Origin of the sequence: Nocardioides turkmenicus (assembly GCF_011045035.1) — a bacterium.
Lineage (GTDB): Bacteria > Actinomycetota > Actinomycetes > Propionibacteriales > Nocardioidaceae > Nocardioides > Nocardioides turkmenicus.
On sequence record NZ_JAALAA010000027.1, the window covers coordinates 34,009 to 58,782 of the forward strand.

The 24,774-nt window shown below is 69.0% G+C and carries 24 protein-coding genes; 5 read left to right on the forward strand and 19 right to left on the reverse strand.

Features of this window, described 5'->3' with window-relative positions; genetic code table 11:
• Positions 1-8: 8 nt before the first annotated feature.
• The 3 genes from G5C66_RS23155 (at position 9) to G5C66_RS23165 (ending at position 2,126) form a co-directional block, all read left to right on the forward strand.
• The gene (locus tag G5C66_RS23155; RefSeq protein ID WP_165113571.1) at positions 9-1,154 is read left to right on the forward strand and encodes a P-loop NTPase; all 1,146 of its coding nucleotides are present in this window, start codon (positions 9-11) and stop codon (positions 1,152-1,154) included.
• Positions 1,155-1,171: 17 nt separating this feature from the next.
• Positions 1,172-1,501 carry a sec-independent translocase gene (locus G5C66_RS23160; protein WP_008364136.1) on the forward strand — a complete coding sequence of 110 codons (330 nt, stop codon included), beginning with the start codon at positions 1,172-1,174 and terminating at the stop codon, positions 1,499-1,501.
• A 145-nt stretch (positions 1,502-1,646) separates the two neighbouring features.
• Positions 1,647-2,126 carry an Rv3235 family protein gene (locus G5C66_RS23165; protein WP_165113573.1) on the forward strand — a complete coding sequence of 160 codons (480 nt, stop codon included), beginning with the start codon at positions 1,647-1,649 and terminating at the stop codon, positions 2,124-2,126.
• A 63-nt stretch (positions 2,127-2,189) separates the two neighbouring features.
• Here G5C66_RS23165 and secA read toward each other — a convergent pair whose 3' ends face one another.
• Entirely contained in the window at positions 2,190-5,087 is a 2,898-nt protein-coding gene (secA, locus tag G5C66_RS23170; RefSeq protein ID WP_165113575.1) for a preprotein translocase subunit SecA, read from the reverse strand.
• A gap of 216 nt (positions 5,088-5,303) precedes the next feature.
• Between secA and G5C66_RS23175 the strand changes: the two genes are divergently transcribed.
• Positions 5,304-5,873: a dihydrofolate reductase family protein gene (locus tag G5C66_RS23175; protein WP_165113577.1), complete on the forward strand. Its 570-nt coding sequence runs from the start codon at positions 5,304-5,306 to the stop codon at positions 5,871-5,873.
• On the opposite strand, the gene G5C66_RS23180 is transcribed toward G5C66_RS23175, so the two are convergent.
• The 18 genes from G5C66_RS23180 to G5C66_RS23265 all read right to left on the reverse strand — a co-directional run bounded on the left by G5C66_RS23180 (position 5,858) and on the right by G5C66_RS23265 (position 24,070).
• Positions 5,858-6,481 (reverse strand): helix-turn-helix domain-containing protein, encoded by a 624-nt coding sequence (locus tag G5C66_RS23180; RefSeq protein ID WP_165113612.1) that lies wholly within the window; start codon positions 6,479-6,481, stop codon positions 5,858-5,860. The genes G5C66_RS23175 and G5C66_RS23180 overlap by 16 nt on opposite strands.
• 83 nt (positions 6,482-6,564) lie before the next feature.
• A complete protein-coding gene (locus G5C66_RS23185; protein WP_165113579.1) occupies positions 6,565-7,782 on the reverse strand; it encodes a DNA glycosylase AlkZ-like family protein in 1,218 nt (405 codons plus the stop codon).
• A 67-nt stretch (positions 7,783-7,849) separates the two neighbouring features.
• The gene (locus G5C66_RS23190) at positions 7,850-8,320 is read right to left on the reverse strand and encodes a hemerythrin domain-containing protein (RefSeq protein WP_165113581.1); all 471 of its coding nucleotides are present in this window, start codon (positions 8,318-8,320) and stop codon (positions 7,850-7,852) included.
• Between the two features lie 113 nt (positions 8,321-8,433).
• Entirely contained in the window at positions 8,434-9,114 is a 681-nt protein-coding gene (locus tag G5C66_RS23195) for a response regulator (RefSeq protein WP_040757484.1), read from the reverse strand.
• Positions 9,115-9,215: 101 nt separating this feature from the next.
• Complete coding sequence (hpf, locus tag G5C66_RS23200) at positions 9,216-9,857, reverse strand: ribosome hibernation-promoting factor, HPF/YfiA family (RefSeq protein WP_165113583.1); 642 nt, start codon at positions 9,855-9,857, stop codon at positions 9,216-9,218.
• Between the two features lie 406 nt (positions 9,858-10,263).
• Positions 10,264-11,019, reverse strand: coding sequence for a ComF family protein (locus G5C66_RS23205; RefSeq protein ID WP_206444475.1), 756 nt, complete (start codon positions 11,017-11,019; stop codon positions 10,264-10,266).
• Between the two features lie 72 nt (positions 11,020-11,091).
• Positions 11,092-12,810: an LpqB family beta-propeller domain-containing protein gene (locus G5C66_RS23210; protein ID WP_165113585.1), complete on the reverse strand. Its 1,719-nt coding sequence runs from the start codon at positions 12,808-12,810 to the stop codon at positions 11,092-11,094.
• A complete protein-coding gene (gene mtrB, locus G5C66_RS23215) occupies positions 12,807-14,420 on the reverse strand; it encodes an MtrAB system histidine kinase MtrB (protein ID WP_165113587.1) in 1,614 nt (537 codons plus the stop codon). The genes G5C66_RS23210 and mtrB overlap by 4 nt, the downstream gene beginning before the upstream one ends.
• Positions 14,417-15,124, reverse strand: coding sequence for an MtrAB system response regulator MtrA (gene mtrA, locus G5C66_RS23220; protein WP_165113589.1), 708 nt, complete (start codon positions 15,122-15,124; stop codon positions 14,417-14,419). The genes mtrB and mtrA overlap by 4 nt, the downstream gene beginning before the upstream one ends.
• A gap of 113 nt (positions 15,125-15,237) precedes the next feature.
• Entirely contained in the window at positions 15,238-16,677 is a 1,440-nt protein-coding gene (gene ahcY, locus G5C66_RS23225; protein ID WP_165113591.1) for an adenosylhomocysteinase, read from the reverse strand.
• Between the two features lie 9 nt (positions 16,678-16,686).
• Positions 16,687-17,982 carry an MFS transporter gene (locus G5C66_RS23230; RefSeq protein ID WP_165113593.1) on the reverse strand — a complete coding sequence of 432 codons (1,296 nt, stop codon included), beginning with the start codon at positions 17,980-17,982 and terminating at the stop codon, positions 16,687-16,689.
• Between the two features lie 90 nt (positions 17,983-18,072).
• Entirely contained in the window at positions 18,073-19,032 is a 960-nt protein-coding gene (locus G5C66_RS23235) for a DUF808 domain-containing protein (protein ID WP_165113595.1), read from the reverse strand.
• A gap of 27 nt (positions 19,033-19,059) precedes the next feature.
• The gene (locus G5C66_RS23240; protein WP_165113597.1) at positions 19,060-19,878 is read right to left on the reverse strand and encodes a substrate-binding periplasmic protein; all 819 of its coding nucleotides are present in this window, start codon (positions 19,876-19,878) and stop codon (positions 19,060-19,062) included.
• A gap of 121 nt (positions 19,879-19,999) precedes the next feature.
• Positions 20,000-20,812 (reverse strand): substrate-binding periplasmic protein, encoded by an 813-nt coding sequence (locus G5C66_RS23245; protein WP_165113599.1) that lies wholly within the window; start codon positions 20,810-20,812, stop codon positions 20,000-20,002.
• A 224-nt stretch (positions 20,813-21,036) separates the two neighbouring features.
• Positions 21,037-22,068: an SIS domain-containing protein gene (locus G5C66_RS23250; RefSeq protein ID WP_165113601.1), complete on the reverse strand. Its 1,032-nt coding sequence runs from the start codon at positions 22,066-22,068 to the stop codon at positions 21,037-21,039.
• A gap of 7 nt (positions 22,069-22,075) precedes the next feature.
• Complete coding sequence (locus G5C66_RS23255; RefSeq protein WP_141795265.1) at positions 22,076-22,264, reverse strand: Trm112 family protein; 189 nt, start codon at positions 22,262-22,264, stop codon at positions 22,076-22,078.
• Entirely contained in the window at positions 22,261-23,649 is a 1,389-nt protein-coding gene (locus G5C66_RS23260; RefSeq protein ID WP_165113603.1) for a phosphomannomutase/phosphoglucomutase, read from the reverse strand. The genes G5C66_RS23255 and G5C66_RS23260 overlap by 4 nt, the downstream gene beginning before the upstream one ends.
• A 19-nt stretch (positions 23,650-23,668) precedes the next feature.
• Positions 23,669-24,070 carry a DUF3499 domain-containing protein gene (locus G5C66_RS23265; protein ID WP_478354329.1) on the reverse strand — a complete coding sequence of 134 codons (402 nt, stop codon included), beginning with the start codon at positions 24,068-24,070 and terminating at the stop codon, positions 23,669-23,671.
• Positions 24,071-24,164: 94 nt separating this feature from the next.
• Here G5C66_RS23265 and G5C66_RS23270 point away from each other — a divergent pair, with 94 nt between their 5' ends.
• Complete coding sequence (locus G5C66_RS23270) at positions 24,165-24,536, forward strand: metallopeptidase family protein (RefSeq protein ID WP_241248783.1); 372 nt, start codon at positions 24,165-24,167, stop codon at positions 24,534-24,536.
• The last annotated feature ends 238 nt before the right edge of the window (positions 24,537-24,774 follow it).

Sequence of the window (24,774 nt, forward strand, 5' to 3'; positions counted from 1 at the left end):
TGCATACCGTGAGTAGCCCGCTTCTCGACCGTGTCAACGCAGCTCTGGCGACCGTCCAGGACCCGGAGATCAAACGTCCCATCACCGAGCTGGGGATGGTCGACTCCGTCTCGATCGACGACGCCGGCGTCGTGCACGCCAAGGTGCTGCTGACCGTCGCGGGCTGTCCGCTCAAGGACACGATCAACCGGGACACCACGGCCGCGCTGGAGAAGGTCGACGGCGTCACCGGCGTCGAGCTCGAGCTCGGCGTGATGTCCAACGAGCAGCGTACGGCGATGCGTGAGTCGCTCACCGGCGGCCAGGCGCAGCGGGAGATCCCCTTCGCCCAGCCGGGTTCGCTGACCAAGGTCTTCGCGATCGCGTCGGGCAAGGGCGGTGTCGGCAAGTCGTCGGTCACGGTCAACCTGGCCGTCGCGCTGGCCAAGCAGGGCCTCAAGGTCGGCATCGTCGACGCCGACATCTACGGCCACTCGGTCCCCGCGATGCTGGGCGTGGCCGACTCCCGGCCGACCCAGGTCGACGACCTGATCATGCCGGTGCCGACCGCCTCCGGCGTGAGCGTGATCTCGATCGGGATGCTCAAGCCCCGCCGCGACCAGGTCGTCGCCTGGCGCGGCCCGATGCTCGACCGGGCCCTGGTCCAGATGCTCTCCGACGTCTACTGGGGCGACCTCGACGCGCTGCTGCTCGACCTGCCCCCGGGCACCGGCGACGTGGCGATCTCGCTCGGCCAGCACCTGCCCAACGCCGAGATCGTCGTGGTCACCACCCCGCAGGAGGCTGCCGCCGAGGTGGCCGAGCGGGCCGGCACGATGGCCGAGATGATGCACCAGCGCGTCGTCGGCGTCGTGGAGAACATGTCCTGGCTCGTCCTGCCCGACGGCTCCAAGATGGAGGTCTTCGGCTCCGGCGGTGGCCAGCGGGTCGCCGACACCCTCTCCCAGCGCTTCGGCTCGAAGGTTCCGCTGCTCGGCCAGGTGCCGCTGGAGCAGACGCTGCGCGAGGCGGGCGACGCCGGGAAGCCGATCGTCGAGGCCGACCCGACCGCGGAGTCGGCCAAGGTCCTGGCCGAGGTGGCGCGTACGATCTCGGGTCGCGGACGCGGCCTCGCGGGCATGCAGCTGGGCCTCACTCCCACCTCCAAGCTCTGACCCTGTAGGTTCGGCGCGTGTTCGGCATCGGCTTCGCGGAGCTTGCCGTCATCGTCGTGATCGCCATCCTGGTCTTCGGGCCGGACAAGATCCCCGACATGGCACGGCAGATCGCCCGCCTCCTCCACCAGGTGCGCAACCTGGCCAACAACGCGCGCGACGACCTGCGCGGAGAGCTCGGGCCCGCCTACCAGGACCTCGAGCTACGCGATCTCGACCCCCGTCGGATCGTCAGCAGGCAGATCCAGGAGGCCCTCGCCGACATCGAGGAGGAAGAGGCGCGCGCCAAGGCACCCAAGCCTCTCCTCGCCGGCGAAAAGCCTCCCTACGACGACCAGGCGACGTAGTCGCTCCTGCTTCTTTCGTCACAGCAGCACCTCTGGTTACCCGTCGGTTTAGAACCGGAAGATTGGGGTAAGAGGAGGTTGACTGCTTCGAAAGGAGTTTGCGCCCATGAGCGCTCAACCATCTCGGGAACCCGATTCTGACAAGGTGCCCCTGGCCGAGGTCCAGGGCATGCTCGCCTTCGAGCTCCAGCCTCGGCTGGACCCACCACAGCCGGATCCACCAGAAGACGACGACGGTCTGCTGGCCGAGCCGATTCCCATCGTCCCCGCCCGCGGCCATCTCACCGGGTGGATCCCGCAGTTCGCCCAGAAGATCGCGGAGGTCGTCGGTGGGGACCGACCGGCGAGCCAGCTGGTGCGATGGACGACCAAGGAGGTCGTCGCCGACCTGCGGTACCGGGCCGCCCTGACCGCTCGGAGCGGGGCGTACGAGCCCGGCACCGGCCGCCAGCAGCCGGTCCGCCCTCGTGTCTACCGATGGCACCTCCACGTCGTCACCGACACCATCGTCGAGGCCACCGCCACGATCAAGTACGGCCACGGCTACCGCGCGATGGCCCTCCGCTTCGAGCAGAGCGGGGAGAGCTGGATCTGTACGGTCCTCAACTTCGGGCCGTACACGTGACACAGCGGAGCGCTGTACGTACCTGCTACGTACAGCGCTCCGCCAGGTGTCTGACGAGTCGCCTCAGCCGTTGACGCGGGTGGTGAGGCCGGTCGGGCCGCCGGGGCGGCCGTGGCACTGCTTGAACTTCTTGCCCGAGCCGCACGGGCACTGCTCGTTGCGGCCGACCTTGGCGTACGGGTCGTCGGCGTTGGTGACGGTGGCTCCCCGCGCCTCGGCCTGGCCCTGCTCGTCCGGGCCGGAGAAGGCCAGGTGCTTGGGCGCCGACGGCTTCTGCAGGCCCTTCGCGGTGACCTGCGGCGCGCTGGCCGAAGCCTTGGCCGCCTCGGCCTTCAGAGCGGCGGAGATGTCCTGGAGGCCACCGGCCTGGCCGACGCCGACCGGCGGCTCGGCGAGCGCGCCCTCGTGCATCGGACCGGCGTGACGGGTGCCGTCGGGGTGGTAGTGGAACTCCGGCTCTGCCTGCTCGACCTGGACCTCCAGGTTGAACAGGTAACCGACCGCAGCCTCCTTGATGCCGTCCATCATCGCGGTGAACATGTCGAAGCCCTCGCGCTGGTATTCCACCAGCGGGTCGCGCTGCGAGTAGGCCCGCAGCCCGATGCCCTCGCGCAGGTAGTCCATCTCGTAGAGGTGCTCGCGCCATTTGCGGTCCAGCACCGAGAGGACGACCTGACGCTCGACCTCACGCATGCCCTCGGAGCCGATCTCCTCCTCGCGGCGGTCGTAGGCCTCCTGGGCGTCCTTCTTGAGGATCTCGATGAGCTCCTGGCGGTCGAGGTCGTCCTTGCTGCCACCGGCGTCCGCGATCAGCTTCTTCGGGTCGACCGAGACCGGCCAGATCTGCTTGAGGTCGGTCCACAGCTGGTCGAGGTCCCACTCCTCGGCGTAGTCCTGGGTCGCTCCGGTGACGACGCCGGTGACGACGTCGTCGATGAAGCCCCGGATCTGCTCCTCGAGGTCGGCGCCCTCGAGCACCTCGCGGCGCTCGGCGTAGATCACCTTGCGCTGGCGGTCCATGACGTCGTCGTACTTGAGGACGTTCTTGCGGGACTCGAAGTTCTGGCCCTCGACCTGGGTCTGCGCGTTGGCGATCGACTTGGTCACCGACTTGGCCTCGATCGGCACGTCGTCGGGGATCTTCAGGGTGGTCAGGATGCGGTCGACCCACTCGCCCTTGAACAGGCGCATCAGGTCGTCCTCCAGCGACAGGTAGAAGCGGGACTCGCCCGGGTCACCCTGACGGCCGGAACGACCGCGCAGCTGGTTGTCGATACGCCGGGACTCGTGGCGCTCGGTGCCGAGGACGTAGAGACCACCCAGCTTGGTGACCTCCTCGTGCTCGGCCGCGACCTGCTCCTTGATCCGCTCGACGGTCGACGCCCAGGCCTGCTCGTACGCCTCGGCGGTCTCGCCCGTGGGCTCCAGGCCCTGCTTGCGGAGCTCCTGGTCGGCGAGGAAGTCGACGGATCCACCGAGCATGATGTCGGTGCCTCGACCGGCCATGTTGGTGGCGACGGTGACGGCGCCCTTGTGACCGGCCAGTGCGACGATCTTGGCCTCGTCGGCGTGGTATTTCGCGTTGAGGACGGTGTGCGGGACACCGCGCTTCTTGAGGATGTTGCCGAGGTATTCGGACTTCTCGACCGACACGGTGCCGACCAGCACCGGCTGGCCCTTCTTGTGGCGCTCGACGATGTCGTCGGCGACGGCCTCGTACTTCGCCACCTCGGTGCGGTAGACGAGGTCGGGCTGGTCCTTGCGGATCATCGGCTTGTTGGTCGGGATCGGGACCACGCCGAGCTTGTAGATCTTGTCGAACTCCGACTCCTCGGTCATGGCCGTACCGGTCATGCCGGAGAGCTTCTCGTAGAGGCGGAAGTAGTTCTGCAGGGTGATGCTCGCAAGGGTCTGGTATTCCTCGCGGACCTTCACGCCCTCCTTGGCCTCGATCGCCTGGTGCAGGCCGTCGTTGTAGCGGCGACCGGCGAGCATGCGGCCGGTGTGCTCGTCGACGATCAGGACCTCGTCGTTGGCGACGACGTACTCCTTGTCGCGGCGGAACAGCTCCTTGGCCTTGATCGAGTTGTTCATGAACGAGATCAGCGGGGTGTTGACCGCCTCGTAGAGGTTCTCGATGCCGAGGTGGTCCTCGACCTTGGTGATGCCTCGCTCGAGCACGGCGATCGTGCGCTTCTTCTCGTCGACCTCGTAGTCGACGTCCCGGACCAGGGTCTTGGCGATCGCGGCGAACTCGTCGTACCACTTCACGTCGTCCTCGGTGGGACCCGAGATGATCAGCGGCGTGCGGGCCTCGTCGATGAGGATCGAGTCGACCTCGTCGACGATCGCGAAGAAGTGGCCGCGCTGGACCAGGTCCTCCATCGAGGAGGCCATGTTGTCGCGCAGGTAGTCGAAGCCGAGCTCGTTGTTGGTGCCGTAGGTGATGTCGCAGTTGTAGGCCGCGCGGCGCTGGGCCGGGGTCATCTGCGGCAGGATCACGCCGACGGACAGGCCGAGGAAGCCGTAGATGCGGCCCATGACCTCGGACTGGTACTTGGCCAGGTAGTCGTTGACGGTGACGACGTGGACGCCCTTGCCGGCCAGCGCGTTGAGGTAGGCCGGGAGCACCGCGGTCTGGGTCTTGCCCTCACCGGTCTTCATCTCGGCAATGTTGCCGAGGTGGAGCGCGGCGCCGCCCTGGATCTGGACGTCGTAGTGGCGCTGGCCCAGGACGCGCTTGGTGACCTCACGGACGGTGGCGAACGCCTCGGCCATGATGTCGTCGAGGTCCTCGCCGTTCTCCAGGCGTTGCTTGAACTCGTCGGTCATCCCGCGCAGCTCGTCATCGCTCATCGCGACGAACTCGTCCTCGATCGCGTTGACGGCCTTCGAGATGGCCTCGAGCTCGCGAAGGATCTTGCCTTCGCCGAGGCGAAGGATCTTGTCGAGAATTGCCACGGTGGCGGGCTCCTACTAGCGGCAGACAGATAGCACGGTCACTCTACCCACCTGCCGGTCGTCACCGTACGGCGACGACCACAACGACCTGGTCTCGATCTCCGGGCCGCTCGCCCGAGCACCGGGTCGGGCCTGTCGGTTTCGTACAAGACGCCCGGTCCGTACGTCTCTAGGTTGGTGCTTGCTCAGAAGCACGGAAGACACGAGGAGAAGCACATGCGCGACATCGTCTGGACCGGGTTCGTATCGCTGGACGGCGTGGCCGACTCCCCCGGCAGCGAGGCCGAGGGACACCGCAGCGGCGGCTGGGTGATGGCCACGGAGTTCCTGCCCGAGGCGTTCGCCCTCAAGGGCGAGGAGATGGCGGACACCTCCGCCCTGCTGCTCGGACGCCACAGCTACGAGATCTTCGCGCCGGTGTGGCGCGACTCGGAGGACCACGCGGCCTACCGCGACCTGCCGAAGTACGTCGTGTCGACCACGCTCGAGGAGAAGGATCTCCTCGACGGCTGGGGGCCGACGACGATCCTGCGCTCGGACGAGGACGTCGCCGCGCTGAAGAAGGAGGAAGGCGGGTCGCTCTACGTCCACGGCAGCCTCGAGCTCGCCCGGCGGCTCGCCGACGCCGGCCTGGTCGACCGCTACCACCTGCTGATGTTCCCGGTGCTCCTCGGCGCGGGCCGGAGGCCGTTCAGCGACGCCGACCGCGACAAGCAGCAGCTGACGCTCACCGACAGCGACTCCTACGCGAACGGGGTCGTCAAGCTGGTCTACACCGTCGGCTGAGGGAGATCGAGCGCGATGGCTCCCCCGGACCCCTCGCGCAGCTGCCCGGCGGTCCGGCCGACGTAGCGCCGCAGGGCCCGGGCCAGGTGGGGCTCGTCGAAGTAGTCGAGCTTGGCGACGACGTCGGCGGTGGCCGTCCCGGTGGCGAGCAGCGTCGCCGCCTCCCGGGCGCGGTCGATCTGGTGCAGCGCCCCACGGGTCAGGCCGGTGGCCGCCCGGAACCTGCGCTCCACGGTGCGCTCGGAGACGTCGGCCCGGTCACCGCGCAGCACACCCGTGACGAGCGGGTCGCGGAGGATCACGCCGTCGCGTACGAGCCGGTCGACCAGGGCCTCGGCGTCGTCCGCGCTCGGCGTCTCGCACTGGCTGCCGTCGAGGCGGAACCCCCTGGTCGTCACGTCGGGGAGCAGGATGCCGCCGTTGACCAGCCCGCTGGTGGGCATCGCCCGCAGCGTCGTGCCGTGGGCGAACTCGATGCCGACGAACCGGGCTCCCTCGGGCACCGGGGCGTGACCGGTGGCCGTCTCGGGGCCGGTGATCGAGGCGTACGCCACCCCGTTCTGCTCCCAGAAGACCAGCCCCCAACGGCTGGCGGCCACCGAGGTCATCGTCTCGGCCCCGTCGCTGGCGCAGGTCCACACCGAGTCGACCCACGGCGACTCGGACTCCCGCGTGGTGAACCGCAGCGACTTCAGCGGACGACCTCCGTGATCAGGGCCGGCGCGAGGTCGCCCTTGGGCTCGACCTGGATCGTGTCCATGCCCAGCCAGCCGGCGAGCCGCTCGAGCTCGGCGGCCAGCTCCACGGGGGTCTCCGCCGGGGCGTGGGGCTCCGCGAAGGCGCCCTTGACCTGGAGCGTCCGGTTCTTGCGGTCGGCCTTGAGGTCGACCCGGCCGACGATGTGCTCACCGAGCAGGAACGGGAGCACGTAGTAGCCGTGGATCCGCTTGGGGGCCGGGGTGTAGATCTCGATCCGGTAGAAGAAGTCGAAGAGCGCCTCGGTGCGCTCCCGCTCCCAGACCAGCGGGTCGAACGGGCTCAGCAGCGCGCGGGCGTCGATCCGGCGCGGGAGGCGGGAGCCGGAGTAGAGGTAGGCCTGCTTGCGGATGCCCTCGACCGCGACCGGCTCCACCTCGCCGGCGTCGATGAGCTGGTTCAGCGCGCGTGTGGTGTCGTCCACCCGCATCCGGAAGTAGTCGGCGATGTCCTTGGCGGTGCCGACCCCGTGGGACCTGGTGGCGCGGCGTACGAGCTCGAGGTGGGCCTCCTCCCTCGACGGCGTCGGCGCGTCGAGATGGACCCGCGGGATGACCCGCTCGGGCAGGTCGTAGGCGACCTCGAACTGGTCGTTGCGGTGCGAGATCGCCAGCTCGCCGAACATGTAGAGGATGTCGAGGGTCTTGCGGGAGTCGGACCAGTTCCAGCCCCAGTGGTCCTTGGTCTGCGGCCCGGCGTCGTCGAGCGCCTTGGCCGCCTCGCGCGCGGTGAGCGCCCCCTGCTCGGCGACCAGCGCCAGCACCTTCTCCTTCATCCCGTCCGGCACGCTCCCCCACCACTTGGAGCCCTTCTGGGCGCGGTAGTCGTCCATCCGCCACTGCATGTGCGGCCACAGCTCGACCGGCATGAACGCCTGCACGTGGGCCCAGTACTCGACCATCCGCCGGTCCCGACGGCCCCTGCTGGCGCGGTGCAGGAGCCCGGTGTCGTACGCCCCCATCCGGCTGTAGAGCGGCATGTAGTGGGCACGCTGCAGGACGTTGACGCTGTCGACCTGGAGGACCCCGGTGCGCTCCAGCGTGCGCTGGAACGTACGCATCGTGGGCGTGGTGTGGGGCTTGTCGGCGAAGCCCTGCGCCGCCAGCGCGATCCGGCGGGCCTGCGAGCGACTGAGTGTCTGAGAGCGGGGCACGACTCCGACTCTAGAGCCGGTTCCGGACAACTCCCGTCCGGAACCGGCTCCATCGCCCGATCGCGAGTCACAACGGCCCGAAGACCTCACCCACGTCCGCGTCCAGCTCGAGGGACTCGAGCACGCTCAGCAGCTTGCGCTCCTCGAAGCGGAAGTGGGACTCCATGATCGCGGCGATGCCTTCGAGGTGCTTGCCGAGCTCCTCGGGTGTACCGGCCTTCTCGACGGCGGCCTGCAGGCCACCGAGGAGGTGGCCGACCATGGAGTGGTCCTGCTCGAGATGGCGGATCGTCTCGCGCAGGTCGGGCCGGGCCCGTGCGATCGCCGGGAAGAGCTCCCGGTCCTCACCTTCGTGGTGGCCGGTCAAGGCCGCACAGAACCCATGACAGAACAGCAGCAGGTCACGAGTCGCGGGCTCGGCGGGATCTCCCGCGGCGATGGCCTCCTGCGTCACCCGCAGTGCCGTGCGCAGCCGGTCGTGGACCCGCCGCATCTCATCTGCCCAGGCGATCAGCCTGGTCTTCTCGCCCTCAGTCACGTGAGGGCGAAGGGGACGACAACATCAGTCGTGCTCCTTCGTGTCCGGCGCCTCCATGCCTGACACGGTCTGCCACCGGCACGCGACGCTGGCGTCAGCCTAGCCGAGCCGATCTAGTCGACGTTGAGGAGCTTCTGGCGCACGGCGTACATGACCGCCTCCATGCGCGAGTGGGCCTGGAGCTTCTCCAGGATGTTGCGTACGTGGTTCTTGACGGTGTTCTCCGAGATGAACAGCCGCTTCGCGATCTCGCGGTTGTTGAGGCCCTTGGCGACCAGACCGAGGACCTCGAGCTCGCGGTCGGTGAGCTTGGGGCCGGGGACCGGGGAGCGGTCCGGGCGGGCCATCTGCTTGAACTCCTCCATCAGCTTGGCCGCCATGGAGGGGCTGATCAGGGACTGGCCGTCGGCGACGACCCGGATCGCCTGGGCGACCTGGTCGATCGAGGAGTCCTTGAGGAGGTAGCCCATCGCGCCGGCCTTGATCGCGTCGTACAGATCGGCCTCCTCGTCAGAGACGGTCAGCATGATGATCTTGGCCGAGGGAACGGCCTCCTTGATCGCGGAGCAGGCCTCCAGGCCGGTCTGCTTGGGCATGCGTACGTCCAGCAGCACGACGTCCGGTGCGGAGGCCGCGGCGCGCTCGGTGCCCTCGATGCCGTTGGTCGCCTCACCGATGACCTCGATGCCGGGCTCGCTCGCCAGCAGCGCGACCAGGCCCCTTCGGAAGAGTTCCTGGTCGTCGACAACCAAGACGCGGACCGGCTCACGATCGGCACCAGATGTAGATGACACGAATGCATCATGGCACGTATCCCCGGACTAGTAAGGGAATGGCCGGAACTCCTCCATCTGAGGGATGGAAAAGTTCCGGCCGACGTGCATCAGGGCGACCGTCAGACGAGGTCTGCGCGGTTGAGCGCGATCACCCCGTAGTCGTATCCCCTCCGGCGGTAGACGACCGACGGCCTCATCGAGTCCTTGTCGATGTAGAGGTAGAAGTCGTGTCCGACCAGCTCCATCTCGTAGAGGGCCTGGTCGAGCGTCATCGGCTCCGCGGTGTGCGTCTTCTCCCGGACCACCAACGGCCCCTCCCCCGTCACCGTGATCGGACCGACCTGGTGCTCACGGATCTCGTCCTCCTCGAACGTGTCGGTCTCGGACGTCGTGGCCAGGCCGTCGGGCTCGATGCCCGCCAGGGCCTGTCCTACGGAAACCGGCGTGCGACGGCCGCGGTGGACCCTGCGGCGGTCGGCGGCGCGGCGCATCTGGGATGCCATCTTGTCGACGGCCAGGTCCAGCGCCCCCATCTTGTCCTCGGCACACGCCTCGGCCCGGATGACCGGACCCTTCGAGTAGGCAGTGAGCTCGACGTGCACGGCGCCCTTGTGCTGGCGCGGGTTGGGCTCGTTGTCGACCTCCACGTTGATTCTGATGATGCGGTGGTCATGCTTCTCGAGCTTCGCGAGCTTCTCTGCTACGTGAGCGCGATAGCGGTCTGAGACCTCGGCGTTGCGGGCCGTGACGACAACTTCCATGGGTACCTCCCGGTGTTTCGGGGTTGGCGGGATCCCGGATGATCAGCGCATGTGACCTCCGGGGTACGGAGTCCGCCTGGCCGACCTGGTCTTCGACCCCACAACCGCCTGCAGAGGCTTAGCAGCTTGGTGCCACTCCACCTTCTCCCTGCTGGTTCCCGTATCTGACGGGAGGGCAAGGGCAGGACTTATCTCTAAGCCGCACCGTGATCCCCTTGCCCCAGAATCTGGGAACGAAGGGTTACGTGGACCGTTTCGCCTGCGACTGGCATCGGCTTGCCGCTCGGATGCCCGCAATGCGGACCTCTCTGCGACGCAACCACGGACCCAGGCGGACTCCATGTAGTGACGGTAGTTCGCCGATGTTCGCCATGAAAGCCCTTCAACAGAATTACATGGTGGTTTCCTACATTTGAACGCGAGACCGACGCTGGGTGGCCGCCACGGTCGCGATCGCTCTCACCCCGAGACCGACCGATTCCAGCGCGCGCTGGGCCTCGCGCGCCGTGGCACCGGTGGTGATGACGTCGTCGCAGACGACGAACGTCGCCCGCGGGACCGTCCTGGCGAGTGTCCGGATGCCGGACGCCGGGCAGGTGATCGAGCCGTCCAGGTTGGCCTGCCGCTGTCGCGAGTCGAGGCCGGCCTGGTCCGCGACGCCGGGTCGGGTGCGCAGCAGCCGGTGGTGACGTACGTCGAGCCCGTGCTGCCTCAGCATCGCGGCAGCTCTGCTCGTGATCGCCGTCGTGCTGTCCAGGCCACGCTCGCGCACGGAGGACGGCCGCGACGGGACCGGGACGAGGACCATGGGGCCGGCGGCGGTCTGCGTGACGGAGGCGAGGGCTTCGAGGACGGACAGCGCGAGCAGCCCGGCCAGCGGCCCGCGGAGGCCGAGGAGCTGGCGCTCCTTGAGGCCGATGACGAGCTGCTTGAGGGTGCCTTCGTAGGGTCCTGCCGCGAAGACCGGGACGATGCCCGGCGGCGCCGGGGACGGTGGGGTCGGCCGGGCGCGGTCCGGGAGGCCGGAACGGCAGTCGGGGCAGAGCAGGCGGCCCGGCCGGTCGCAGCCGATGCACCGGCCGCCGACGACCAGGTCGTGCCAGGCGTCGGCGAGGGCGAAGCGGAGCCCGAGGCGATCAGGCACAGTGGCTCGAAGACTCATGGGCCGAGTCGACCAGGGTGGGCGCGACCAGGCAACCACGGTCCGCTCGCCTGTGGATGAAGCTGTGGAGAGTCAGCCCTGGTAGGTGACGTCGGAGATGTTGGACGGCATCCCGAGGTCGAACCGGTCGAGCGGGTCCAGCAGGGTGGTGCCGGAGATGGCGTAGAGCCGGGCCGACGCCACCGGGGAGCCGACGACGCCGGTGACCCGGTCGCTGAGGGTGTAGCGCTCGCCGCTGGGCGCCCCGTCGAGGGAGACCGACTGGAACAGCGCCGTCGAGCCGATCTGCTGGACCGCGACGATCGTGGTCGGCGAGGTCCAGGCGACGTCGGTGACTCGCATGGTCGCGGAGTCCGGGTGCGGCAGCAGGAGAGCCGACGTTCCGGACGTGATCTGGCCCTTCGCGCTGGCCTGGAGCCGGCTGACGACGATCCGGTCCGAGGACTCCCCGTCGATCACCGCGACGAACCGGGTGCCGTCGCGCGACACCAGGAACCGGGTCACGTTCTCGCCGGTCACCCCCGGGATCGCGACGCGCACCCGGCGGTCACCGTCGACGTACATCACCCGCGCGCCGGTCGAGTCCTTGTCGACCAGCCACAGTCGGCCGGCGAGGTCCCACGAGGGCCTGAGCAGCCGGGTGCCTCTCACCGGCGCCTCGGTGACCTCTCCGTCGCTGGCCAGCTCTCCGACGAGGACGCCGGTGCGGTCGGAGGTGATCGCGGCGGCGCTCGAGCCCGAGGCGTCGACCACGACGTCGGTCACGCCGTGAGAGTCCGCCCAGCCGCCGAGCACCGGCACCCACGGGTCGCCGTTCTCGCCGGCGCTGGTCACCAGCGCACCGTCACGCAACGCGTAGAGGTCGACCCTGGCCGACGTGCCGTTGGGGTCGTAGCCCCCGCCGCTGTCGACGTTGAACGTCTCCCCGTAGCCCGGCAGCACCACCGGCTCGCCGTCGATCGTCAGCCGGATACGTTCCACGCTGGCGTCCTGCCGTAGCGTCCAGGCCAGCTGGGCCCCCATGAGCTGGAGGTCCTCCGAGCTGTGATCGCCCAGGTCACCGGCCAGGTCGACCTCGGCCACCCCGTCGCGTACGTCCACCGAGCGGGGCTCGTCCGCGGCGGCGGGGAGCGCGCTGCGGATCACGCCCAGTTCCTCCTCCCCCGGACCGCTCAGCAGGCTGGAGACGAGGGTGGTGGCGTACGAGGTGCCCTTGGGGGCGAAGATGGGCTCCGGCACCAGAGTGCGGCCGGTCGGCTCGACGTAGTAGAGGTTGCTGCGCGCGAAGTGGGTCAGGAACCAGTCCTCCTCGACCACGAGCGCGTTCGGTGCCGAGCTGATCCGCCACTCGCCCTCGGTCCGGGTCAGCTCGAAGTCGAGGATCGCCTGCGAGGCGGCCAGCCCACCGCGCCACACGCCGCGCTCGTCGAGCCAGCCGGCGTCCTCCAGCTCCACCGAGACCCGGGGCGAGGAACCGACGTGGCTGCCGAGCTCGCCGTAGACCAGGGTGCGGCCGGCGGGCGCCCAGTTCATCGCCGCGTCCTTGGTGAGGTAGCGGCGGGCGTAGGCCGTGCTCATCGGCGTGGCCTTCATGGCGTCGAGGAAGCCGTCGACGATCTCGCCGGGGGAGGCGCCGGCGCGTGGGGCACCGGGGTTGTAGGGGATGAGCTCCTCCTGCGCGTCCGGTGCGTCCAGGTCGACGCGCCGGACGGGGCCGGAGTCGGGCACGCTCGAGCACGCCGAGGCGAGAAGCGCGATCACGGTCAGGAGGGCGGCGAAGAAGGACCTCACGATGCCTCCAGGGTGTCGCGGGCGTCTGCCGGGACCAGCGGGAGCGGACTGTGGCGCAGCACCGCCCCGGCGTAGCGCGGGAGCGTGAGCCGGAACTGCGCCCCCTGGTCGGGCCGGCCCCACGCCTGCAGCCAGCCGCCGTGGAGGTGGGCGTCTTCGAGCGAGATCGACAGGCCCAGGCCGGTGCCACCGCTGGAGCGGTCACGGGCGGGATCGGCGCGCCAGAAACGGTTGAAGACCAGCGCCGTCTCCCCCGGGGCCAGCCCGACACCGTGGTCGCGCACGGTCACCGCCGCCGCGTGCTCGTCGCTGTCGACCCGGATCGTGACCGTCTGTCCGACGAGCGCGTGGTCGGTCGCGTTGGCCACCAGGTTGCGCAGGATCCGCTCGACCCGGCGGTGGTCGACCTGCGCGGTGCACGGGTGGTCCGGGGCGACCACCTTCAGCTCGATGTCACGCTTGGCGGCCAGCGGCTCGTACGCCTCGACGACGGCCTGGGCCAGCGCGGTCAGGTCGGTGTCGTAGAGGTCGAGCACCGCGGCTCCGGCGTCGAAGCGGCTGATCTCGAGCAGGTCGCTCAGGAGCGTCTCGAACCGGTCCAGCTCGGTCTGCAGCAGCTCGGCCGCCCGGGCCGTCGGCGCGTCGAACCTGTCCCTGGCCTCGTAGAGCACGTCGCTGGCCATGCGGACGGTGGTGAGCGGCGTACGCAGCTCGTGGGAGACGTCGGAGCTGAACCGTCGCTGGACGCGGGAGAGGTGCTCGAGCTGCCGGATCTGGTTCTGCAGGCCGCTGGCCATCTGGTTGAACGAGATCGCCAGGCCGGTGAGGTCGTCCTCGCCGTGCACGACCATCCGCTCCTCGAGGCGGCCCGCGGCGAGCCGTTCGGCGGTCCGGCGGGCGAACCGGATGGGCGTGACGACGTGGCGGGTCACGATCCAGCTGCCGACGCCGATCAGCAGGATCAGGATCGCTCCCGCGGCCAGCAGGCCGCGGGTGATGATGCCGAGCGTCTCCTGCTCCTGGTCCATCGGGAAGAGGAAGTAGACGTTGTAGGTGTCGTCGTGCAGCTCCAGCTGGGAGCCGACCACGATGCCCGGCGTCGAGGAGCGCTCGTCGTCGTAGGAGATCCGGGTGTAGGTCCATGCCGGATCGGCACGTATCGCCTGGAACCGGTCCTCCAGCGCCCGCGGGACGCTGCGTACGTCGACACCCGGCGTCCACTCGACGCCGTCGTCGCTGATCCGGCCCGAGGTCGACGTCACCGGGCCGGCCATGACGACGCCGTAGCTGCGCGAGAGGCTGCGCTGGATGATCGGGTCACCCAGGTCGTTGCGCTGCAGCGGGGTGCCGCCGTTGGCACCCGAGGTCTCCGCGATGCTGGAGCGGGCCGCGGAGAGCTCCTCGGAGGCCTCCGCCTTCGCCGCCGCGACCCGGTCCTGGACCAGCTCGTCGCCGATCTGGTCGAGCAGGATCATCCCGACCAGGCTGACGGCGGCCGCGGTGAGCAGCACGGTGTAGACCACGACGCGGGTCTGGATCGACCGGCGCCAGGTGGTCAGAAGCTTCTTGGGCGTCCGGGCGGCTGCACGGACGACCTGCTGGAGTGTCACACGGGCCCTGCCTTGTAGCCGACACCACGGACGGTGACGACGATCTCGGGGTTCTCCGGGTCGTGCTCGACCTTGGAGCGCAGCCGCTGGACGTGCACGTTGACGAGCCGGGTGTCGGCGGCGTGGCGGTAGCCCCACACCTGCTCCAGGAGCACCTCGCGGGAGAAGACCTGGTGGGGCTTGCGGGCCAGGCACTCGAGCAGGTCGAACTCCAGCGGGGTGAGCTGGATCTGCTCGCCGTCACGGGTCACCTGGTGGCCGGCGACGTCGATGGTGAGGTCGCCGATCTCCAGGACCTCGGGCAGGGACTCGCCGTGCCGGCGTACCCGGGCCCGGATCCGGGCGATCAGCTCCTTGGGCTTGAACGGCTTCACCACGTAGTCGTCGGCGCCCGACTCGAGCCCGACGACGACGTCCACCGTGTCGCCCTTCGCGGTGAGCATGACGATCGGCACGCCCGACTCCTTGCGGATCTGCTTGCAGACCTCGATGCCGTCGATCCCGGGGAGCATCAGGTCGAGCAGGACCACGTCGGGCTTGTAGTCGTGGAAGGCGGACAGCGCCAGGTCACCACGGGCGACCAGCTGCGAGTCGAAGCCCTCCTGCCTCAGCACGATCGCCAGCATCTCGCTCAGCGAGGCATCATCATCGACGACGAGGACCTTTCCCTTGGCGGGCTGGTCGGGAGCGCTGCGATCGGCCATGTGTCCGATTCTGTCACCCGGTGCGTGTGACGCGTCACATGAGCCACCCGAAAACGCCGCGTCGGCGCGTCCGTCCCGAGATCGTGGGACGAGCGCGCCGACTCAGAGCGTGATCAGTAGCGGTAGTGGTCCGACTTGTAGGGGCCCTCGATCGGGACGCCGAGGTAGTCGGCCTGCGCCTGGTTGAGCTCGGTGAGCTCGACGCCGAGGGCGTCGAGGTGGAGGCGGGCGACCTCCTCGTCGAGCGCCTTGGGCAGGACGTAGACGCCGATCGGGTACTCGTCGGTCTTGGTGAAGAGCTCGATCTGGGCCAGCGTCTGGTTGGTGAAGGAGTTCGACATCACGAAGCTCGGGTGACCGGTGGCGTTGCCCAGGTTGAGCAGGCGGCCCTCGGAGAGCACGATGATCTTCTTGCCGTCGGGGAAGATCCACTGGTGGACCTGCGGCTTGATCTCGTCCTTGACGATGCCCGGGATCTTCGCGAGGCCGGCCATGTCGATCTCGTTGTCGAAGTGGCCGATGTTGCCGACGATGGCCTGGTTCTTCATCTTCTCGAAGTGCTCGACCCGGATGATGTCGAAGTTTCCGGTCGTGGTGATGAAGATGTCGGCGGTCTCGACGACCGACTCCAGGCGGCGGACCTCGTAGCCGTCCATGGCCGCCTGCAGCGCGCAGATCGGGTCGATCTCGGTGACGATGACGCGGGCGCCCTGGCCGCGCAGCGACTCGGCGGAGCCCTTGCCGACGTCGCCGTAGCCGCACACGACCGCGACCTTGCCGCCGATCATCACGTCGGTGGCGCGGTTGATGCCGTCGATGAGCGAGTGGCGGCAGCCGTACTTGTTGTCGAACTTGGACTTGGTGACCGAGTCGTTGACGTTGATCGCCGGGAAGAGGAGCGAGCCCTCCTTGAACCGGTCGTAGAGGCGCAGGACACCGGTGGTGGTCTCCTCGGTGACGCCCTTGATGCCGTTGGCGATGTTGGTCCACTTCTGCGGGTCGGCCTTGAGCGACCGGTCGAGGACCCGCAGGACCTCCTTGAACTCCTCGTTGTCGGTGGAGTCCTGGCCCGGCACCTCGCCGGCCTTCTCGAACTCGACGCCCTTGTGGACGAGCAGCGTGATGTCGCCGCCGTCGTCGAGGAGCATGTTGGGGCCGATCCGGTTGCCGGCCTCGTCGGTGAAGTCGAAGACCTTCTCGGCCTCGTCCCAGTACTCCGCCAGGGTCTCGCCCTTCCAGGCGAAGACCGGGGTGCCCTGCGGGTCCTCCGGGGTGCCCTTGCCGACGACGACGGCCGCGGCGGCGTGGTCCTGGGTGGAGAAGATGTTGCAGGTGGCCCAGCGCACGTCGGCGCCGAGGGCGGTCAGCGTCTCGATCAGCACGCCGGTCTGGATGGTCATGTGCAGCGAGCCGGCGATGCGGGCGCCCTTGAGCGGCTGGTCCTTGCCGTAGCGCTCGCGCATGGCCATCAGGCCCGGCATCTCGTGCTCGGCGAGGGTGAGCTCCTTGCGGCCGTACTCGGCCAGGCTCAGGTCGGCAACCTTGTAGTCCATGGTTATTCCTTACCGAATGTCATGCGGGCCTGCGTCGCGCATCTGCGCATCAGCGGGATCTCCCACGCAGGGTCTTCCCAGACTACAAGCGGCCCTCGGCGTCCGCGGTAATCCTGGACGGCAAACGCCAGACCAACATCTATGAACCAGCATCAGGTGACTCGCCACCGCACCGGCGATGAGCGGCAGCCCGACCAGCGCGACCGCTATCGGCACCCCGATGACCCCGGAGCCGAGACCGACGAAGGCGTACGTGACCAGGGCGACCGTCTCCTCCCCCACCCCGAGCACGCTGGTGACGGTCGCCCGGGCGGGCCCCTCGATGCTGTCCTGGAGCCGGGTCTCGGCCACGATCATCGCGTTGTTGAGCAGCCCGTAGCCGAGCGCGATGCCGAGGAAGCCCGGGTACGGGTGCACGAGCGCCCCCACGGAGATCAGCGCGGCCCCTCCCCCGACGACCGCCGCGAGCGTACGCGGCGACATCCTCGCCGTGCGTCCGGCCAGGGCAGTGCCCACGGCCTGGGCGAGCGTGGCGAGCGCGACCAGGACCGGGACGGTGGTCGCCGACATCCCGTGGGCATCGGCGACCAGCGGGAAGAACTCGTCGTACGCCGTCATCCCGACCAGCACGGACGCGACCAGCAGCGCGCGGCGTACCGAGGGGGTGCGGGAGGCCTCGGTCAGGCCGGCGCGGAGCATCGTCAGGTAGCCGACGGCGTCCTCGTCCGGGTCGCTGTCCGGGTCGCTGTCCGGGTCACGGCCGCCGTGGCGGGCCGACCGGCTCACCGGCAGCGTCGCCGCGAGCAGACCCTGGACCAGCGCCATCCCGACCGAGGCCACCCCGACCAGCTGGTAGCCGCCGGCGTGCAGCAGCGGCACCGCCGCCAGCTCGGCGAGCAGGGTGAGCACCAGCGCGGAGGAGCGCGCATAGCCGATGAGCCGGGGATAGCGATCGCTCTCGCCGCGCACCACCAGGTCGTCGTAGAGCAGCGCCTCGAAGGTGCCCGACATCAACGCACCGGAGACGCCCCACAGCACGAACCCGAGCACGAACCCGGCGTAGGACGGCCACCATGTCCAGGCCGCGAAGGCGGTGGCGTGGATCAGGGCCGAGGCCACCAGCAGGTGGCGCCGGTCGACCGTGTCGGCCCAGGCCCCGGAGGGCACCTCGGCGACGAAGGCCGTCACCGACCAGATCACGAACAGCGACGAGATCTGCCCTGCGGAGAGCCCGTGCTCGGCGAAGAGCAGGGCGTAGACCGCGTAGAGCGGGACCGCGTCACGCGAGGCGTGGTAGGCGAGCACACGCAGCGTACGGCTGCGCTCGGAGGGGCCGTGCTCGGAGAGTTAGATCGGGTGCATGCTCCGAGGCTAGCCCCCGGAGCATGCCGACCGTCAGTGCTTTTTCTTGATCGGCAGCAGGTGGAGCACGCCGACCACGATCGCGCCCACGATGAGGCCGACGAGTGCGGAGAAGAAGGTGTTGACCAACCAGCCGGCGGCCGCACCGACGGCTCCGAGAGCGTGGTGGACCTCCTCCTCGAGGTGGTGGACGGTCTCGTAGGGCCACGCCCAGCCCGGGTGGCCGGCGGCGAGCCCGTTGACGTCGTGGAGGCCGACCAGGATCAGGTGGCCACCGACCCAGAGCATGGCGATCGTGCCGACGATCGAGATCACGGTCAGCACCTTCGGCATGGCCGAGACCATGCCCAGGCCGAGCCGCTGGGCGAAGGCACCGGGGCGCTGCGAGAGCGACAACCCGGCGTCGTCCATCTTCACGATCAGGGCGACCACGCCGTAGACCACGATCGTGATCAGGAAGGCGACCGCGACCAGGGCGCCGAGGCGCATCCAGAAGCCCTGGTCGATGACCTCGTTGAGCGCGATCACCATGATCTCGGTGGAGAGGATCAGGTCGGTGCGTACGGCACCGGCGATCATCGTCTTCTCGGCCTCGGGGCCCTCCAGGACGACGGGCGTCTCGTGAGCCTCCTCGTGCGGCCGGACCCACTCCAGCACCTTCTCGACGCCTTCGAACGCGAGGAAGGCACCACCGACCATGAGGATCGGGGTGATCGCCCACGGCGCCCACTGCGCCAGGATCAGCGCGACCGGCAGGATGATCAGCAGCTTGTTTCGCAGCGAGCCGAAGGCGATCTTCTTGATGATCGGCACCTCGCGCTCGGCGGCGATGCCGTGGACGTACTGCGGCGTCACCGCGGTGTCGTCGATGACGACACCCGCGGCCTTGGCCGACGCCTTGCCGGCGGCGGCGCTGACGTCGTCGACGGACGCAGCCGCCAGCTTGGCGATGGCGGCTACGTCGTCGAGGAGTGCGAAGAGTCCGGCGCTCATGACCGGAACCTTAGCGGGTGAGTCCTGCTACTCGACGCCCTGCTCCCGGAACAGCTCGGAGAGCGGGTACTCCCGGAAGTAGTCCGTCTTGATGCGGAGCCAGGTGCCGTCGACGATCATCTCGTCGATCGCGCTGTCGGCCTGGTCCCTCAGCCCGTCGCCCTTGCGGAAGACGAAGGCGATCGGGGCCTTGTCGGAGGGGTAGACGATCCGCTCCTCCATCGGGATCGGGGCGTTCTTGATCAGCCCCTCGGTGAACGGCGCGTCGTAGAAGAACGAGTCCGCCTTGCCACCGGCGACGGCCTCGAGCGCGGCCGCCTCGTTCTTCCGCTTCACGATCTCGGCCTTGGGGAACCGCTCCTTGAGGATGCTCTCCTGAGCGGTGCCGTCCACGATGGCGACCCGGGTGCCGTTGATGTCCTTGAGCTTCTTGATGGGTGAGTTCTTCGGGGTGGTGAAGGACAGGTACGTGACGAAGTAGGGGTGCGAGAAGTCGTAGGCCTTCTCGCGCTCCTCGGTCACGCTCACCTGGGAGGCGATCATGTCGATCTCGCCCGCGTCGAGCGCGGTGAACAGGTCGGCGAAGTCCATCGGCACGAACTCAGGCTTGATGCCGAGGGACTGGGTGACACCGAGGGCCATCTCGTAGTCGAAGCCCTTCGCCGAGGAACCTTCGTGGTAGTAGACCGGCGCGCTGTCGAGCACACCGACCTTCAGAGCTCCGTCATCAGCGGCACTGCTGCGCTTGGCGGAGGACGGACCGGTCGTCTCGACCGTGTTGGAGACCACGATCAGGATCACCAGGAGGGTGACCGCGCCGGCAAGGATGAACTTGAGGGATTTCATGCGACGTCCTGTTTGGGGGATGGATGCGCCGAGACGCTGTGACCCTGGCCATAGCCGGGCCAGCGGGCATCGTAGGCTACTGGACTCGAAGCGCCCCAAAGCGGGGCGAGCGGCGTCAGGGTCAGACGCCCTTGTCCTTGAAGACGTCCGAGAGCGGGTACTCCTTGAAGTACTCCTTCTTGATCTTGAGCCACTCCCCGTCGAGGATCATCTGCGCGAGCACGTCGTCGACCTGATCCTTGCGCGGGTCACCCTTCTGCATGACGAAACCGATGGGGGCGTCGTCCGCCGGGTAGACGATCGCCTCCTTCAGCGGGATCGGAGACCGCTCGCGGATCGGTGCGGTGTAGGGGGCATCGTAGAAGAAGGCATCCGCCTTGCCGTCCTGGATCGCCTTGACCGCGGAGTCCTCGTCCTTGGCCTTGATGACGTTGACGTTGTCGTACTGCTCGTTGAGGTAGCGCTCGTGGATGGTGCCCTCGACGACCGCGATGTTCTTGCCGTCGATGTCGGAGCGCTTCTGGATGGTCGAGCTCTCAGGGGTGAGGAACGACAGGTACGTGACGAAGTAGGGCGCGGTGAAGTCGAAGTCCTGCTTCCGCTCCGCGGTCTCGGTCACCTGGGCGCCGATCATGTCGATCTCGCCGGCCTCGAGCGCGGTGAAGAGCTCACTGAAATCCATCACCACGAACTCCGGCTTGGCGCCCATGCCTTCGGCGACGCCGAGCGCCATCTCGTAGTCGAAGCCCTTGGTCACGCCGTCGACCTTGTAGTAGGCCGGCTCGGTGCCGTCGACGCCGATCCGCAGGGTGCCGCCCGCGGCGGCGCTCTCCTGATCGGTCGCCTTCGGGGCCGGGTCAGCGAAATAGCCACCGATGACCATGACCCCCAAGAGGGCTAGGGCGCCGGCGACGACAAACTTGATGTGATTCATGCGAAAGTCCTGTGTATTTCCGGGATGGTGGGGCATGCCCGTCACGTCGGCGCCGAGAATCCGAGACGTGCTGGCCAGAGGTGGCCGGACGATGTTGCATCAAACACCCGTCTGCTTCCCGCGTCCAGGTTTTCGCTCATCATCGCCACACTCCGAGACCGAGCCTTCACCGCGGCTTGTGACACAGATCACGCGCATCGTTCACCAAAGCGCGCCTTACAGGATCAATCGTCAGCAACCAGACCCAAACGAAGATATTCGGCGGCGTAGGTCCCCTGGAGGAGGAGGGACGCGTAGCGGGCCACCTCCGTGCTCGCGTTGGCCTCCACGACCTCCACACGTACGCCGCGCGCGTCCGCGGCCTCGGTCAGCGAGCGTCGCTGCTCGACCATGATCGGGTCGGTCGCACCGTCGTCGAGGATCACCAGCACCGGACGTACGGATGCCTGCTCCTCGGCGAAGGGGTCGTCGAAGACGTTGCGCGGCCGCGCCGCCTCGAGGACCGGGAGCAGGTCGTCGGCGTCACCGGCGATGGCGCCGCGGCCACTGGCGCGGCGCAGGCTCTCGGCGACCCGGCGGGCAGCACGAGCGGCCAGGACGGAGCCACCCCACACGACAGGGAGCGAGTCGGCCAGCGAGAGCGCGAGGATCTTGCCGGGGTTGACCGAGATGTCGCGATGCGGCGAGCAGGCCGTGGCGACGTCGTCGAGGGCGTCGGCCACCTTGCCCGCGTCGGCCTCCGGACCTAGGCCGACCGAGTTGAGGTAGGTGAGCATCAGGATCGCCATCGCAAGCGTGTCGCCGCCCTCGACCGGCAGCAGCGTGCTGTCGCGGCCCTCGGCGTGCTGGGCGACGAGCGAGTTCTCCGGTGCGGCGACGACCAGCTGGGCGCCACGGCGGACGGCCTCGGCGGCGGCCGCCGCCTCGCCAGGGTCGGCACCGGTCGGGGCCAGCACGACCACGAGGTCGAGACTGCCTGCCCAGCCCGGCAGGCCTGGCGCGGGCCAGGCGACGAACGGCACTGGGCAATAGGGCTCGAGGACGGCGCGCAGCAGGCGGGAGTCAGGCCCCGCGGCGACCACAGCGCGCGGTCGGCCGGACTCCGCGGCGCGGCGTACTGCCTCCTGCAGGGGCTCTGCGGCTCCCGCCGCCTCCCGGCGGACCCGGGCGCCGGACTCGGCCAGCGAGCGCAGCCGCAGATCGATCCCGGCCAGCGCCCGCTCGTCGTCCAGCCTCGACTCGTCGAACCAGGTCATCGCTGCCTCACTCGCTCTTGGTCGGACGGGCCTCGTCGATGAGCAGGACGGGGATACCGTCGCGTACGGGATAGGCCAGGCCGCACTCGCCCTGGCACACCAGCTCACTGTCCGCCTCGACGGGCAGCAGGTCACCGTGGCACTGCGGGCACACGATGATCTCGAGCAGCTTCTCGCTCAGGCCAAGGGCGCTCATCGGTCACGTTCCTTTCGAATGATCGCGAGCGCCTCGTCGCGCACGCGCTCCATGGTGGGTGTGTCCTTGCCCTCCGCGTTGAGCCGCAGCAGCGGCTCGGTGTTGGAGGCGCGGACGTTGAAGGACCAGTCGGCGTGGGAGACGGTCAGCCCGTCGAGCTTGTCGACGGTGACCCCCTCACGCCCGGCGTACGCCCTCTCGATCTCGGCCACGGTCGCGGCCTGGTCGGGCACGGTGGAGTTGATCTCGCCGCTCATCGGGTAGCGGGCGTACGCGGCCAGCAGCTCGCTCAGCGGCTCGTCGGTCTCGGCGAGGGCACCGAGGACGTGCAGCGCGGCGAGCATGCCGGAGTCGGCGCGCCAGAAGTCGCGGAAGTAGAAGTGGCCGCTGTGCTCGCCACCGAAGGCGGCACCGGACTCGGCCATCACGGCCTTGATGTAGGAGTGGCCGACGCGGGTGCGCACCGGGGTGCCGCCGAGCTCGGTGACGATCTCGGGGACGGCGCGGGAGGTGATCAGGTTGTGGATGATCGTCGCCCCCGGCTCCTGGGCGAGGGCGCGCTCCGCGATCAGGGCGGTGATCGCGCTCGGGCTCACCACCTCCCCGCGCTCGTCGACCAGGAAGCAGCGGTCGGCGTCGCCGTCGAAGGCGAGGCCGGCGTCGGCACCCGTCTCCCGGACCTTCGCCTGCAGGTCGACCAGGGTGGAGGAGTCGAGCGGGTTGGCTTCGTGGTTGGGGAAGGTGCCGTCGAGCTCGAAGTACATCGGGATCAGCTCCACGGCCTCCTCGCCCAGACGGCCGAAGACCGCGGGTGCGGTGTGGCCGGCCATGCCGTTGCCGGCGTCGGCGACGATCGTGAGCCTGCGGCCCTTGACCGGTGCCAGGGAGAGCAGGTGAGCGGCGTACGCCTCGAGCACGTCGGTCTCGCTGATGCTGCCGGCGACCTCGGTGACCGGAGCCCCTCCGGAGATGACCAGGTCGCGGATCTCGTCGAGCCCGCTCTCGGCGCCGACCGGGACCGCGTTGGCCCGGCAGAGCTTGATGCCGTTGTACTGGGCCGGGTTGTGGCTGGCGGTGAACATCGCGCCCGGCAGGCCGAGGTGGCCGGAGGCGAAGTAGAGCTCGTCGGTCGAGGCCAGACCGATCATGGTGACGTCGGCACCGGCCTCGGTCGCGCCCTCGGCGAAGGCCCCGGAGAGCGCCGGGGAGCTGGGGCGCATGTCGTGGCCCACCACGATCTCGCCGCCACGGGCGCCGACGACGTGCACGAAGGCCCGCCCGGTGAGTCGGGCGAGGTTCTCGTCGATCTGGTCAGGAACGGTGCCACGGACGTCGTACGCCTTGAACACGGCGTTGGCGACGTCGGGGTCGACTCTCTCCGGCATGTCCGGAACTCTAGTCGTCCTACTCGGAGGTCAACACGCGGAGGTGGCCGCGGCGGGTGCCGCCGGGCCGGGGCTGGCCGTCGCCCGATCCGGGTTCCTCGAGATCGTCCTGACCGGGGGCACGAGCGGGGCTTCGCGGGGCCGGAGCCGGCGGCCGGGCGGCCTCACGGACGGCATCGGCCAGCGCGAGCAGGTCGTCACCCTTCGGCTGCGGGTCGACGGGCTCGCGGGCCAGCCGGACGACCTCCCAGCCCCGAGGCGCGGAGAGGCGCTCGGCGTGCTCCTCGCACAGGTCGTAGGCGTGCGGCTCGGCATAGGTCGCCAGCGGGCCGAGAACGGCCGTCTGGTCGGCGTACACATAGGTGAGCGTGCAGACGGCTTGGCGCTGGCAGGCGGTACGCGAACAACGACGAGCAGTCACGGGTGAACCGTACTCCCCTGAGGCCAGCCACGCAGTTAGGCTCGCGTACATGACCAGGCACAGGGATCGGCACGGCCGTGGCAGACGGGGTCCGATGGCCGTCCCGACCGACCCGAAGGTGCCGGTCCTGCGCACCCGCCGGGAGCGTTTCGACGACATCGCCCTCTCCATCGTCACCCAGATCGACAGCCGCTGGCAGTCCCGCCTCGGCCTCATCGAGTACGCCGTCGAGGAGTCACCGGACATCCCCAAGGACTGGACCGTGGACGACCACATCCCGCTCGGGGCACTCGAGCGTGGCTCTGGGGCGGACCCGGCGCGGCTGGTGATCTACCGGCGGCCGATCGAGCACCGCTGCCACACGCGCTCCGAGATCGAGGCGATGGTGCTGATGGTCGTGGTCGAGCAGGTCGCGGATCTCCTCGGGATCGCCGCGGAGGACGTTGATCCGCGCTATCAGCCCTGAGGTCGGCGAGCTTCCCTTTACCGGCGCTTAGGTGCTGAGACTTCGTGGTTGGTCTGGGCCGCGGGACAGTCGCTCCTCGGGAGATGGATGCCCCCGCGCGAACGAAAATTCATTCACCCACGGCGGCCGAACGAATATTTCTTCGCCCCGCCCCGCCGAAGGAATTTTCGTTCACCCCGCCATTCCAACTGGTCCTCTCGGCGCGAACGAAAATTCGTTCGCCACCGATCCCAAGCCC